Here is a 14,139-nt window from a genome sequence, read left to right as displayed (position 1 = left end):
CGCTACAGGACTAACTGCGTTAATCGGTGAGCTTCTGCGTGAAGGGTTTTGTTGGCGTGCCGCACATGTAAAAAGTGAATATGCAGATGCTTTTTAAAATTCCCCATCATTTGTTGATAGAGGGTGAGGACTTCATTTGACTGGGTTTTATCACAATGACTGACGATCCCCTCAAAATCATAAATGATGCATACTTGATCCATATTGTTGGCAAATGCCCATTCTAATCCGCGCAGGCAAGCCATTAATTCTGCCCCTGTATTTTTCAACGCATTAAAGCGCTCGTCATACACATAGCCGAAATCTCGGTAAACGGGCTCAATGCTTTTCGCTGAATAGGCGACAACCCCGTATGTCCCTCGATTGTTTTTATAGCCACCATCAATATAAAGAATGACCTGTTGCTTTGGTTCTATCGGTGTCGGCTCTACAAATAACACCGTCTCTCGTATGTCTACCGTCTGCTTTGCTTTTTTCTTCTTTTTCCCTCGTTGTGTAAAGGAGTCAATCCACTTCTGTGCTTGTTGTTCATTGACACATTTTTTGCCGCGCATCCCCTTTTTACGGAACACCTTTTCCACAAACTCCTCTTTTGAATGCACTACCCCTGTAAAATCTGGGCCACAAATCGCATACACGCATGCATCACCCGATTGACGTAGCTGGTGTTTTTCTGCCGGGGATATAAAGTTTTCTACCCACTCCAGCGCCTCTTGCTCTGTTTTAAATCGTTTACCATACATCCCCTTTTTTCCTGATACTTGCTCTTTGAATGCTTGTCCTGAATGTACAACCCCTTTAAACAAGGGACCATGGACACCGTAGTACACGTTCTTCTTTTCCTTCACCTATACATCGCCCATTTCTTTCCATACTACTACTATTGTAGCATATAAAAAAGCATCCACTGCACGAGTGGATGCTGCCGTTTAGTTATTAATATACTTCTCAAACACATCGCCGAAATCCTTTTTCACATACGCTTCTTTATTTTGTAAAAGCCAGCTATGTGCAAATTTCGTAATGTCTTCAAAGGATGTCGCTGGGGACACTTCATCATTGCCAATCCGCCCAAGTGCACTGGAAGCAAGTGTTAAGCTTTGTTTCGCTGCCTCTAGCTTATAGGCATTCGACTGTTGTTCCAGTGAAATCGCATGTAGTGCCTTATACAAGTCTTTAATTTCATTCAGGAATTTTTTGTGAATATCAATCGATAACGATGTGTTACCGATTGTAAATTTAATCTCCACATCGAGATCAATCGTCCCCGCTGTTTCTAGTAGCACGTTATCAATCGTACTATGCTCATAATCATAGCGGCGCAGCATACGCTTTTTACTGATGGCATTTGCCCCGTCTACATGGATTAACCCGTAGTTCGTAAAGCAATACTCATCTGCCTTTGTTTTAATGAGAAAATAAATTTGCTCGTCCATTTCAGTAAAAATAAAATCATCGGCATCTGTTTTATCAAAGTCCGCTCGCGGTACAACGACCCCAATATCGGATAACCCTAACGCATCTGCAGCAATTTTTTTGAACATCATATAGCCTCCCTTTTCGTTACATAATGTATGATTCTACGTACCTCGTATATATCCCTTTTACATTTCTTTCTCAAAAATGACTTTTATTTCTCCTGTCATGCCAGACGCCCCATTATTAATCGGCACACAGCTATGTAAACGCCAGCCTTGCTTTGCATAGTCATGAATCGTGCGGTCAATATCCGCTTTAATCTTGCCTGTCATTTTCCCTACTTCAATATTTACGATCTCGTACCTATACATCTAATCGCCCCCTGTTACTTACCTTTTTAGTATATACGGTAAGCGTGTGGAAAAAGTTTCAATCCGAAAAAAGAAAACGCCGCCCATCTACATGAGCGACGCTACCTTTATCATTCTTTTCGCCATAGACTGCCCGGCCAGTAAGATAGCTTACCAAACACCGTAATTAGTGCTGGTACTAATAACGGACGAACAATGAATGTATCAAGTAATACCCCTATCGCTGTGACTAGACCGAACTGCACTAATAGCTGAATCGGTAATGTCGCAAGGACGGTAAATGTTCCTGCTAAAATCAGCCCAGCGGATGTAATAACCGCACCAGTGGAAGCAACCCCACTTGCAATCGCCTCTGCATGACCGAGGCCGCGCTTTCGATTTTTCCAAATATCTGAAATCATAAAGATATTATAGTCATTACCAAGCGCTATGATAAACACGAAGCTATACAGTGGTATCGAACTTGCCATCGCTTCATGACCGAGTATACCCGTAATGATTAACCAGCCTGCACCTAATGCCGCAAAGAATGACACAATAACAGTCACCATTAAATGCAATGATGTAATAAAGGCACGTAAGTACAATAATAGTACAAGGAAAATAATGACGATCATAATCGGTTCTACTAAGGCTTCATCTCTTGCTTGCACATCACTTGTATCAATTTGCGTACTCGTTTCGCCGCCAATCCAGAAATTCGCCTCACCTAACGCTACGTCTCCCATGATCGACTTTAAATCTTCCTTCATTTGTTGTACATCATCCATCGCTTCTTTTGAATATGGATTTTTATTTAAATCGACTTCATATAGCTGATAATTGGAATTGTATTGGCCGATTTGTACATCGTCGACTAAGGCCACATACGGTAAAGCAGCGAGCTGTTCACCAATATTAATATCCTTTCCTTCCGTATCAACAATGACTTTCACAGGTGCCAATTCACCAGCAGAAAAGTTTTCTTCAATGATTGCGAAGCCTTCACGAGAGCCTAAGTCTTCTGGGAATGACGATAGTAAATCATAACTATACTTAATCGTTGTCGAAGCATACGCAAGCCCCAGTAAAATCGCACCTGTCAAGAGGATGACAATCCATGAATTGCTCGTCGCAAAATCCCCGACAGCACGCATAAAGCGATGATTTTGCTTTGGCTCTTTATACGGCTTCTTCTTTTGCTCCGCCACCGCTTTCGCCATGTCTGGTGTACGCGGAACGAATGGCCAAAAGGCGCCGCGCCCTAAAATGGCCAGAACTGCTGGTAATAGTGTAATAACCGCAAAGCCTGTTAATAGTACCCCTAAGCTAAACGGAACAGCGAACCGTTGAAACGCACCGTAATCCGCAAGCCCAAGTGTCGCCAGACCAATCACAACCGTTAACCCACTCATCACAATGGCCCCTGTGGACTCACGTACCGCTTTTGCTAACGCGAGGAACTTATTCTCCTCCTCAAGCAACATATCACGATATTTCGTAATTAAAAATAAACAATAATCCGTCCCTGCACCAAATAAGAGCACGACCATGATCGACACCGCTTGTGCATCTTTATCAATCCAACCGCTTTCTGCCATATAGCCAAGAATTGGACTCACGACAAGGTACGCGATACTGACAACGACTAATGGAATCACGGCTAAAATCGGCGAACGATAAATGACGAGTAAAATAACTAAAATAATAATGACTGTCGCCGCCATTAACTGGAAGTCTGCTGATTCAAATAGCTTCGTTGCATCGACCACAATCCCAGCTGGACCTGAAAAACGGGCGTGTAAGCCATCTTCTGCTAAACTGTCCGTATCATACGGATTCGCACCTGTGATTTCTTCTGTGATACGGCGAATTTCATCGTAGTTTTCCTTTAATGTCTCCGTATCAACATTTGCCGCAAAGAAAATTGGCGTTACAATGGATTGACCATTTTCCGATAATGACCCCATTAATGCTTCGGTTGGCATTTGATGATATGGGGGTACTAATTGTTGATCTGCTAACGGCTTATCATTTAACTGTGCATATAAACTTTGAATATGCTGCAAATCTGTCCGGTCAAGACCGGCTTCTTTATACCACACAATGAGTAGTGGTAAGCCGGCATCAGACGAAAACTCTTCATCGATAATGTCATTCGCCTTCATGGACATGACATCTTCAGGCAAGTCTGCACCTGAATAGTTTTCTACATTATTGACTTGAGGGAAAACAGTGGCCAGAATGACTGCAAACGCAACCCATAAAGCAAGCACAACCCATCTTGATTTTTTCCCGCCCATCATTTCACCCCATCGTTCTAATGGGTGTTTACTCATACATGTTCCTCTTTTCTATCATCATAGTTTTCTCTTCATACATTATTTATACCTATTTTTAACAAACCCGTTCAACTGAAAAGCTCATAATGCAAAAGCGAGGTTGATTTCGATTCCCCCATCAACCTCGCACTCCCGTGATGAGCCGCTACATCTGAATAATTGGTTTGGAAACTTCCTTCACTGGTTTATACGTCGAACCATTCGGCAACGGTTTGACTGGGAACAGTGCTTTTTGATCTTGTGCTAAAATGCCATTTACCGTAATGCGGGCTGATTCTAAAATAATCGGTAAGCCACTTCCTGGATGTGTCCCGCCCCCAACTAGCCAACAGCGGTCTAGCTCTTCAAATTTATTGCGTGGACGGAACGCCAGCATTTGTGTTAATTGGTGACCTAAATTGAATGTCGCCCCTTTGTACACATTAATATCATTCTCCCAATCTTTCGGGGTAATCATACGTTCCTCTTCAATTAAATTTTCTAAATGTGGCTCTCCTAGCTTTTCTGCCACCATACGCAACACCATATTGCGGAAGTCTCCTGATACCGCATCCCAATCAATCGCGCTCGTATTATTTGGGACAGGGACTAAAATATACAACGTAGACTTGCCTGCTGGTGCCACTGTCGGATCTGTCACGACTGCATTTTGAATGTAAATGGATGGATCATCTGATAATAGTTTCGTCTTTGTGATTTCTTCTACATTTTTACGATAGTCTTTGGCAAACCAAATCGTATGATGCGCCAAATCGTCAAATCGTTTATTCACCCCAAGATAGAGCATAAATGTCGAGCAAGATAACGGTTTTTTCGCCATTTTTTCAGGCGTATATTTTTTCAGCACACCCGGCTCCACTAAGTTCGTCATGACATGACCGAAATCACCATTGATGACGACTTCATCCGCCTCCACGACCTCGCCATTTTCCAGTGCTAATCCCGTTACTTTCCGTCCAGATGTCACGAGCTTTTTCACGCCACAATTCGTATAAATTTTCACGCCCATTTCACACGCGACTCGTGCCATCGCTTGTGTTAAACGATTGAGTCCTCCTTTGACATGATATACACCATATGCATGCTCAATATAAGAAAGAATGGAGAAGGCACCTGGACTTTCCCACGGTGACATGCCAAGGTATTTCGCTTGGAATGTGAAGGCTAATTGTAAATCTTCATCTTTATAAAACTGCGATAATGTATCGACGAGTGATTTCCCAATTTCTAGCTCGCCTACCGCCTTTAGTACATGCGGCTTTAACATATCCGTAAAACGATTCATCGGTGATTGTAGTACTGGCGCTAATACTTCAAGCTTCTTCTGTGTTTTTTCAATATACGCTTCATACCCGCCCTCATTACCTGGAAACACCTCATTAATTTGTTTGATCATTTCATGGGCATTGCGTGTCATATTGATTTTTTTATCATGAAAGATCAACTCATACATGGGGTCTAAATCATATAACTCTACATAATCTTGCAGTTTGCGCCCTGTCAGCTCGAAAATCTCTTCCGCAATATAGAGCATATTTAAAAACGTAGGCCCCATATCAAACTTATAATCTCCTAATTGGATTTCACTCGTCCGCCCCCCTACATATGATTGCTTTTCATACACCTGTACTGTATATCCTTTATGGGCAAGTAGCATCGCCGCGGCTAATCCTCCTGGACCTGCTCCTACAATTGCAATGTTTTTCATCAATTTCCCCTCCGAGTTAAACCTTATACAAAGTCGTACAAGGTTTGTTTAATTAATGCATCATTTACTGTATATTTTATACTTAAACCGCTATTAAAGTGCTATAATATTATACAAACATTGTACAACAGTTATACAACGTTTGACAACTAATTGATTTTTTCGTTGAATGTTAGTAGGAACAGGTAGTCACAACGGTTTGAATGAATTTAAAAAAATTGAGGGAATGGCATGAATAAAAAACGCACATATTCGATTCAGCAAGTAGCGGAAATGACCGGTTTATCGAAGCAAGTCATCCGAAAATGGGAAGATCGTTACGGAATTATCACACCAGAGCGTCTTGATAATGGCTACCGCATTTATACCGAAGCAGAAGTCGCACGGCTACAGCAAATTATTGTCTTAACAGAAGCAGGGCACTCAGTGAAGCAGGCGGCTATGCTTGTACAACAAGTGGAAGAGGAACAAGCGGAACAGCCAGAAGCGCCTACGGATCAAGTCACTTATTTTTTATTTGCCCTAGAGGAAGCAGGAAAACTAGCGGATGATAAGAAAATTTTGCACTTGCTGGAGCAAGCTCACCATGTATTCGGGATAGAAGTATTACTGCAACAGATTATTGCGCCGTTTTTACGACGGATTGGCGAATTGTGGTGTAAAAAAAAATGGGGCGAATACCAAGAGGCAGTGAGCAGTCAAACGATTCGCGACTTTTTAGCGAATTTGCGCCGTCGTTTTCATGTACCTGAACATGCACCACTCGTAGTTGGGAGCTGTTTGCCGAATGAACGACATGAAATCCCGATCCACATTTTACTTGTCCAATGTATGCTTCGTGGCTATCGTACATTGATGCTCGGGCCAGCCCCCGCTCCGAACGCCATTGAATCGACCGTTCGCCTGACGAACCCATCGATCGTGTTGTTAACTGCTTCGACACAAGCGGTATGGGCAGACGACGGGCAAGCAATTCGAGCCATTGATGCTTTTGCCAAAACGGTGCCACATATTAAATTTTTCATTGGAGGTGCTGGTATCCACAATACTCTCCAGCACTTTCAACTCGAAGCCATTCAAGAAGCCCATTCGTTACAAGACGTCTTTTCACAGTAGAAAAAGGTGTAGCCACTATTTGGCCACACCTTTTTTGTTTTTAATTATGTTGAATTATTGGTCATTGTTGACTGCTTTCTATGGCATTTTGCTCGTTTGAACGGGTTTTTTGACCGGATAGCCGCGCGTTTTGCTCGTTTACATCCGAGTTTTGCTCGTTCAACCGGCTCTTTTGACCGGATAACGCCGCGTTTTGCTCGCACACGTACTTTTCCGGGCTTCACTCAACAAAATATTAATCAAACAATAAGCACCTATTTCTGTGCATGGTATTCTTTTTCTGTACCATCTGAGAATCGTATATCAAGTTCAAGTTTTTGGTAGTTATCGGCTAAGTTAAATGCCTTCATCACTTCTGCAATTACATCTACCTCAGCTGTTGCCGCATCAAATGTGAATGACTTAAAAATCGGTTCGAGCTTATCATAGGCTGCATTCCCATCTAATTTTTCCCCATTCACATCATCCTCAATCGAAGCCTCTACACCAGATTCTTCGTTTTCATACTCCACCTCAAAACTTTGCGTAGCCGAATAATCCACATCTAATGAAAAATGCGTAAAGTTAAATGGTGCATTCGCTGCTTGTGTATTCGTCACATTTGTACCATTACCACCTGCCGTTGTTTCATTTTCTAGTTGTGTTGGCGCATCATTCGGTACATTTGTTGCTTCATCATTATCCTTATTACAAGCTGTTAGTAGTAAAAAGCTCAGTGGAATAACTAACCATTTGATTTTGTGCATAAAAAGCAACCTCCTTCTTTTACTATAAAAATGCCCTACTCTTGATAATTTTATGCCTTTACGACTATTTTTTCTTCGACAGAGCGATTTCATAAGAAAAGTGCAAGCGCCCCCTACATGCGTTGAAGGTAGGCTCCTACGAAGAGAATTTCGAAACATCACGAGGGGCTGGTCCGCTTGCGCTAGACACTCTTTCAAGTTGAAAAAGTTTATACTTTCTTACTCATGAAAAAAGCCACTCCAACAAAGTTGAAGTGACTCCCTTTCTATTATTCGCCAAACGTTGTGACGATTTGTTCTGCTGTTTTACGTGCTTTTGCTTTTGGTAATTCATCGAAATAACCAAATTGTAGCATCGCTATTACACGTTCTCCTGGTGCTACCTTTAATGCTTCACGGAATTTTGGTGCATCTAAAAATGGTGGTGTTTTCCAACAAGCACCGATGCCTTTATCCCATGCCAGTAATTGCATATTTTGAATAAAGCTTGATGCTGCGCCTAAATCCTCTAAACGCTCTTTTTGACGTACATCTTCCGGTACGATGACAAACGCATAGCCACCTGGTAACGTGAATTTTTTCATCTGATTTTCAAGCTCTTCTGCTGCTAGCTCACGCCATTTCGGAACAGCGATATCGCGTAACAATTCATGCAATTGCGCTAGTTCTGGACCACACGCTACTACTAAACGCCACGGTTCACGATTGCCATGATTCGGCGCCCATACTGCATCATCAATGATTGTTAGTAAATCTTCACGATCCACTGGCTGACCGTTAAATACTTTAATCGAACGGCGATTCATAATAGCTTCTCTGATCGATAACGATTGTGTGTTCATTTCCAAAATCACTCCTTCAAAATAGACCGTAACTACTCGTGTTTACGTCGTCTGTTTTTCCTACAACCAACCTTAACACATTTCACTATTTTTTCAAACAGCCTTCAATCGGAATCTCGTATTATACTACCCTGAAAACACATCACTAATTTTATAAAAATAATATTTGATATCTGGTGTGTATGCCCCTGAATTGCGGTATGCATAGTGCCTGTTCGCACTATCGTTTGTATGTGCATGCACATATGGGACACCATTTCGTATACTCGTCACAATCGTACTATGATCAATGACACCCGTTCCTTGAAAGTCATATAAAATCACGTCACCTAGCTCAAGCTCCGAAACATCGCTGACTTGTTTCGCAGTCAACCCTCTCTTCGATGTTTCAAGATACCATCTTAAGCTATGTGCCACAGACCAGCTATAGCTCCACGTTTCATTCGGATAATGCCCTTCTCGCCCACTGCGCCAACCAGACGTAATCCACCAGCCCGTTCCTCGGTTTGGTGCTCCCCACATCGGTGCACCACCTGCTAGTAAACATTGTGAAATAAAATTTGTACAATCCACGGCAAAGGATGGAAAGTTCGGATTGCGGCCATCCCACCAGCTGTTTGCATATTCCACCGCTGCATCACGGTTATAATATGTCGGAATATGGTACGCCCCCTTTCTCTATTCTTATATGCCTGAGCACCAACATATATTTGGCAATTACTCCAATCAAAAATATAGTGAAATATCATGTGCGATTCTCAACAAATATGCTTTTAGTTTGTTACAATATGGATATAAAAAGAAGGGTGTAAAGGGGATGAGGACATGAAGCAGCATGCCGAAAGAGAAATACTACTACCAACATTGCTTTGTGATAAAAAGGGGAATTTAAACCCAGAAGCAATTGGCTATGCACGAAAACCCATCATCGATTGCAACTTAAGCGGCCATTTTATGCGGAAAAAGAAGTGGAATTATTGGTGTGTATATGGAGAAGATATTTTATTTTCTGCCACGATTAGTCATCTGGACTATGCAGCTGTTTGCTTTGTGTATTTTCTAGAGTACGAGACTCAACGCTATGTTGAAAAAACAATTGTCATTCCACTCGGCACAAAAGTGAAAATGCCGACACAAGTGCTCGAAACCGTCAGCTATGGCAATAGTGAATTACGTATTCGCATTTCCTATTTTAATGGCGATACCCATTTATCTGTCACATGTCCAGATTTCGATGGGGAACGCTTGCAGGCAGAATTAACGATTCATCACCCCGCAGACGATGATTCACTCAATGTCGTCATTCCGTGGAATCGTCAGCTGTTCCAATTTACCGCAAAACACCATACCCTTCCGACGACTGGGATTGTAAAAATCGGTGAGCGTCGTTACACCTTTAACGAAGAAGAAAGTTATGCTGTTCTTGATTTTGGTCGCGGTGTGTGGCCGCGCGAGGCAACATGGAACTGGGGCATGGCGAGCCAAAAAATGCGCGGGCGCCGTATTGGGCTCAATTTCGGTGGTAAATGGACAGATGGCACCGGTATGACGGAAAATGCCGTGTTCGTGGACGGAGTCATGACTAAAATCCATGAAGACGTATTATTTCACTATGACCCAACGCACTTTATGAAGCCGTGGATGATTACGTCTAAATTTAGCGACACCGTGAATGTAACGTTCACCCCGTTTTTTGAGCGTGTAGCCAAAACAGATGCCAAGCTCTTTCGCTCAGAAGTCCATCAACTAGTTGGCTACTATAATGGATACGTCAAACTAGAAAATGGCGTATTACAAATTAGCCAAATGCTTGGCTGTATCGAAGAACATATCGCCAAATGGTAAAACAATAGCTCGCCCTACGCTGAGAGCGAGCTATTGTTTTTATTGTTTTCTCTACAGCTCTTTCATTTCTTGCTGTTCTTTATGAAGGATAATGCCAGATAGGAGGCCAGCTATTGAAATGACACTGAGTGCAATAAATACAGAAGCGAACATCATCATAACGATCCCTGCCCTTCCTCTATTTGTTGAATCTATCATAGCACATATAGTAGGATGAAATTCCAATTTTCTTCACGGGGGACTCCCCTACCACATTTCACTTGATGAAGCGATAGGAGGCGACATCGATGCAACATCCCGATTTCCAACAAGAAACAGAACGCTTACGTAATACGCGCAATTATATGGATACATTAGTAGCGATTTCGGAAGCTGATTTAAAATCGTCACAGGAAAACATTCGAGCAGCTATGGCAAACGTAGACTATATCGATTCCAGTGACAGCTTTTTAAATATTTTGACGAACTCGCGCTTTTTCGAAATGGTGCGCGATCAGAAGGAAGCATTAGAAGGCGTCATGAATAAGCCGTATTTTGCGCGCATTCATTTTCAGCGAGACGGAGAACAAGAGGAGCTTTTATATATTGGTAAAACCTCGCTCTTTCACCGAGACACACATGAACCCATCATCGTCGATTGGCGTTCTCCTGTCGCCAATGTTTACTATGACGGACGGCTCGGGGATTTGACGTATATAGTACGAGACGAGGAGCATAGCGGACATCTGTTTGCGAAGCGCCAATATAAAATTGAAAATGGCGAGTTACTTGATTTTCGTGATGTCGATTTAACGACTAATGATGAATTGTTGCAGGAAGCACTAGAAGGAAAAGCGGACGTCCGTTTAACCGAAATTGTGTCGACGATTCAAAAAGAGCAAAATGAAATTATTCGTGCGCACTTGCGCCAACCAATTTTAGTACAAGGGGCTGCTGGTTCTGGAAAGACAACGATTGCCCTTCACCGTATTTCTTACTTTTTATATACGATGGACGAGCATTTTAAGCCGGAGCAACTCATGATTTTAGCGCCGAACAACTTATTTATCGAATACATTGGTGAGGTATTACCCGAGCTTGGCGTTGACCGCATTTGCCAAACTACCTATGCCGATTATGTACAACATGCCATTGGCGTCAAATTAAAACTACAAAATCCAAACGAACAGCTCGAGCGTATCGTAGAAAACAATACGGGCATCATCCCGCGCTTTAATATCGCTCAAATCAAGGGTTCGATGTTATACAAACATATAATGGATCGCTATCTCAAACGGCACGAGCAACAACTCGTTGCGCTCTTTGACGATGTGTTCATTGAAAAATACCGTATTATGCGGGCCCATCACCTGCAAAAGCTATTTCTCATTGAATTTGCGTACATGCCGATTGAAAAGCGCCTTGAACGCATTAAGAAGGTCATTCAAACCGAGGTAAAACGAAAAACAACCGCTGTTTTACACACATTAAATGCCAAGTACGAGGAGGCGATTGGTCGTGCGCTTAACGGCATTCACGATGATGAAAGACGCCGCCGGATCGTCACAAAGTATATCGATGAACGTGATGAGCGTATCCCGAAAATTAAACAAGAGACAAAATCCATTGCCACGAGCTATATGCGGAAATTTGAAAAAGCCAAAATAAAACCGATGTACCGTGAGCTTGTCACGAATCGGATGTTACTAGCAGAACTGGCACCAGAATGGTCGTTTGAGGAAATCGAGCAATTTGTAACGGCCCATCAAAAAGAAGCATGGGTACTGGAAGATTTAGCGGCGTTGTATTATTTACATGCCCGTATAAAAGGCATCCCAGACAAGTGGAAAATGCGTGTCGTCTTTATCGATGAAGTCCAGGATTATTCCTTATTCCAATTAGCCGCCCTAAAGGCTGGATTAGAAACTGATATGTTTACAATGGTGGGCGATTTGGCACAAGGGATTCATAGCTATCGTTCATTAACCGAGTGGGATTCCGTATTGAAGCTATTCCCAAGAGCAACCTATGCGACTTTACAAAAAAGCTATCGGACAACGATTGAAATTATGGACGTAGCCAATCAAATTTTAGCCAAGATGCCTGAAGATTTACCGCTAGTAGAGCCTGTTGTCAGGCATGGACAAGAACCGACCTTTATGCCATGCGAGGCATTTGACCCTGCTATTATTTCTGAAATCTATCAGCAAATAAAAAGTAACGGACACCGCTCCATTGCGTTAATTGCTAAAACAACGGCCGACGCCAAAACGATGGTGGCACAGTTAACCGCAGCTGGCATGGACGTGAATTTACTCGATGAATCAGCTACACTTGACCAATCAAAACTCCTTGTCGTCCCAAGTCATTTAGCAAAAGGACTGGAATTTGATGCGGTCATCATTGCCGCATTCGACACACCCTTTTATAATCATCCAATTGACCGCAAGCTGTTATATGTGGCGTTAACACGGGCTATGCACGAACTGTATTTAATAGGCCCGAGTCGGGAAACGTTTTTGTTATAAAGTGTTTGACCATTAGAAAAAGCTACGCTGATCTCTCGCATCGGCGTAGCTTATTTTCGTTCAGGCACTTTCACAAATAGACTTTTACGTTTTAATTTACTTAATGTTTCCTTTAAACGGTGAATCGCTGACGTACGGTTGGACGCTGGCTTATCTTTCGGTAACGCGGGCATTCGCATCGTATCATCTCCTTTATAGGAGTATATGCTACTACACGTACGATTATGCCCTTTTGAACTTCAAAATAATGCTTACGAACGAGCATTCCCCGCCTAAATCATGACCCGCCAAATGCAAAATAATCGACTTGTGCAGATTTACTAAAACCTGCTTTTTGATAAACGGCCAGTGCTTGATTATTATCAAGCTCTACATCTAATAGGACAAATTGTTCACCGCCGTTAAACGCAAGCTGCTTAACCGAATTAAGTAGCGCGGTACCAATGCCACGTCCGCCGTATGTTGGATGCACCGCAAGTGCTGTTACCCAATGGGCGTCTCCTTCTTTACGTGTCGTCACGGTACCAACGACTGTCCCTTTTTCTTCGGCAACCCACAGCACAAGTCCTTCTGTCTGTGAATTAAAGGTAATTAGCTCGACCGCTTCTTCCTGCAAATCCCCAAAGGCTTCACAGAAAATTTCCACGAGTGCTTCCGTATCCGTCAACTTAAATGGACGAATCGTTACATTATCACGCGTTTCTACTTTTTCGGCACGGGCTTCCAGTGTTGCTTCTGAAAAACTATACACATAACCGCGCTTTTCTAAAAACGCCTTGCCACTCACAACACCTTCCATCATGAGCGCGAGTTCGCCGTCCGAACCTCGTACATCCAGCCCTTCACGTAAAACTTGATAAACCGCGTCCCCTAGCCCGATTTGACGGTACATCGGTAATACGACAATCGACCATTCGTACGTATTCAGCCCTAATAAATCAATCGCACTTGCTAAACCGACTAATTGATTGTCTTCGTCATTATAAACGAGCACAAAAAATCCAGATGCCTCATAGTTTTGTGCATTCGGCAAATTTAAAATTGATTCGTAGTGGACCCCATCTATTTTGTAGGCTTCCTCACAAAGCCCCTTCATTTCCCTCCACGTTTCTGCATCAACGGGAAACGATACCGTCATAAATGAAAAATTCATATTCCGTACTCCTTGTAAAATGATGTTCTTTATTTTAGAGGAACGATTCGTAATATGCAATTAGTGTTGATGACAGAGTTATGCGCGGTTTTCCTTCACTTTTACGCGGGT

The 14,139-nt window shown here is 42.5% G+C and carries 13 protein-coding genes; 3 read left to right on the top strand and 10 right to left on the bottom strand.

The annotated features are described in order from the left end of the window. Window positions 1-2: 2 nt before the first annotated feature. The 5 genes from AC3II9_RS06190 to AC3II9_RS06170 all read right to left on the bottom strand — a co-directional run bounded on the left by AC3II9_RS06190 (window position 3) and on the right by AC3II9_RS06170 (window position 5,819). Entirely contained in the window at window positions 3-848 is an 846-nt protein-coding gene (locus AC3II9_RS06190) for a ribonuclease H1 domain-containing protein (RefSeq protein ID WP_489154062.1), read from the bottom strand. Between the two features lie 81 nt (window positions 849-929). Continuing rightward, a complete protein-coding gene (locus AC3II9_RS06185) occupies window positions 930-1,544 on the bottom strand; it encodes a PH domain-containing protein (RefSeq protein WP_489154060.1) in 615 nt (204 codons plus the stop codon). 60 nt (window positions 1,545-1,604) lie between these two features. After that, complete coding sequence (locus AC3II9_RS06180; RefSeq protein WP_391368219.1) at window positions 1,605-1,790, bottom strand: DUF4177 domain-containing protein; 186 nt, start codon at window positions 1,788-1,790, stop codon at window positions 1,605-1,607. A 110-nt stretch (window positions 1,791-1,900) separates the two neighbouring features. After that, complete coding sequence (locus tag AC3II9_RS06175) at window positions 1,901-4,108, bottom strand: MMPL family transporter (RefSeq protein ID WP_489154059.1); 2,208 nt, start codon at window positions 4,106-4,108, stop codon at window positions 1,901-1,903. A 148-nt stretch (window positions 4,109-4,256) separates the two neighbouring features. Beyond that, window positions 4,257-5,819, bottom strand: coding sequence for a phytoene desaturase family protein (locus tag AC3II9_RS06170; RefSeq protein ID WP_489154057.1), 1,563 nt, complete (start codon window positions 5,817-5,819; stop codon window positions 4,257-4,259). 231 nt (window positions 5,820-6,050) lie between these two features. On the opposite strand from AC3II9_RS06170, the gene AC3II9_RS06165 reads away from it, so the two are divergent. Next, entirely contained in the window at window positions 6,051-6,935 is an 885-nt protein-coding gene (locus AC3II9_RS06165) for a MerR family transcriptional regulator (protein WP_489154055.1), read from the top strand. Between the two features lie 254 nt (window positions 6,936-7,189). Here AC3II9_RS06165 and AC3II9_RS06160 read toward each other — a convergent pair whose 3' ends face one another. The 3 genes from AC3II9_RS06160 to AC3II9_RS06150 form a co-directional block, all read right to left on the bottom strand. Next, window positions 7,190-7,681: a YusW family protein gene (locus AC3II9_RS06160; protein WP_489154053.1), complete on the bottom strand. Its 492-nt coding sequence runs from the start codon at window positions 7,679-7,681 to the stop codon at window positions 7,190-7,192. 269 nt (window positions 7,682-7,950) lie between these two features. Beyond that, on the bottom strand, window positions 7,951-8,523 hold the full coding sequence (locus AC3II9_RS06155) for a nitroreductase family protein (RefSeq protein ID WP_489154051.1): 573 nt from the start codon (window positions 8,521-8,523) through the stop codon (window positions 7,951-7,953). Between the two features lie 126 nt (window positions 8,524-8,649). Beyond that, on the bottom strand, window positions 8,650-9,183 hold the full coding sequence (locus AC3II9_RS06150) for an amidase domain-containing protein (protein ID WP_489154243.1): 534 nt from the start codon (window positions 9,181-9,183) through the stop codon (window positions 8,650-8,652). Window positions 9,184-9,348: 165 nt separating this feature from the next. On the opposite strand from AC3II9_RS06150, the gene AC3II9_RS06145 reads away from it, so the two are divergent. Next, window positions 9,349-10,368, top strand: a complete 1,020-nt coding sequence (locus AC3II9_RS06145) for a DUF2804 domain-containing protein (protein WP_489154049.1) — start codon at window positions 9,349-9,351, stop codon at window positions 10,366-10,368. A gap of 287 nt (window positions 10,369-10,655) precedes the next feature. Then, window positions 10,656-12,875 (top strand): RNA polymerase recycling motor HelD, encoded by a 2,220-nt coding sequence (gene helD, locus AC3II9_RS06140; protein ID WP_489154047.1) that lies wholly within the window; start codon window positions 10,656-10,658, stop codon window positions 12,873-12,875. 50 nt (window positions 12,876-12,925) lie between these two features. Here helD and AC3II9_RS06135 read toward each other — a convergent pair whose 3' ends face one another. Both AC3II9_RS06135 and AC3II9_RS06130 read right to left on the bottom strand, forming a co-directional pair. Next, complete coding sequence (locus tag AC3II9_RS06135; RefSeq protein ID WP_489154045.1) at window positions 12,926-13,054, bottom strand: hypothetical protein; 129 nt, start codon at window positions 13,052-13,054, stop codon at window positions 12,926-12,928. A gap of 98 nt (window positions 13,055-13,152) precedes the next feature. Beyond that, complete coding sequence (locus AC3II9_RS06130; protein WP_489154043.1) at window positions 13,153-14,028, bottom strand: GNAT family N-acetyltransferase; 876 nt, start codon at window positions 14,026-14,028, stop codon at window positions 13,153-13,155. Between the last annotated feature and the right edge of the window lie 111 nt (window positions 14,029-14,139).

The organism is Lysinibacillus sp. RU7 (assembly GCF_057837305.1).
This window is presented reverse-complemented; position numbering and strand designations above follow the sequence as displayed.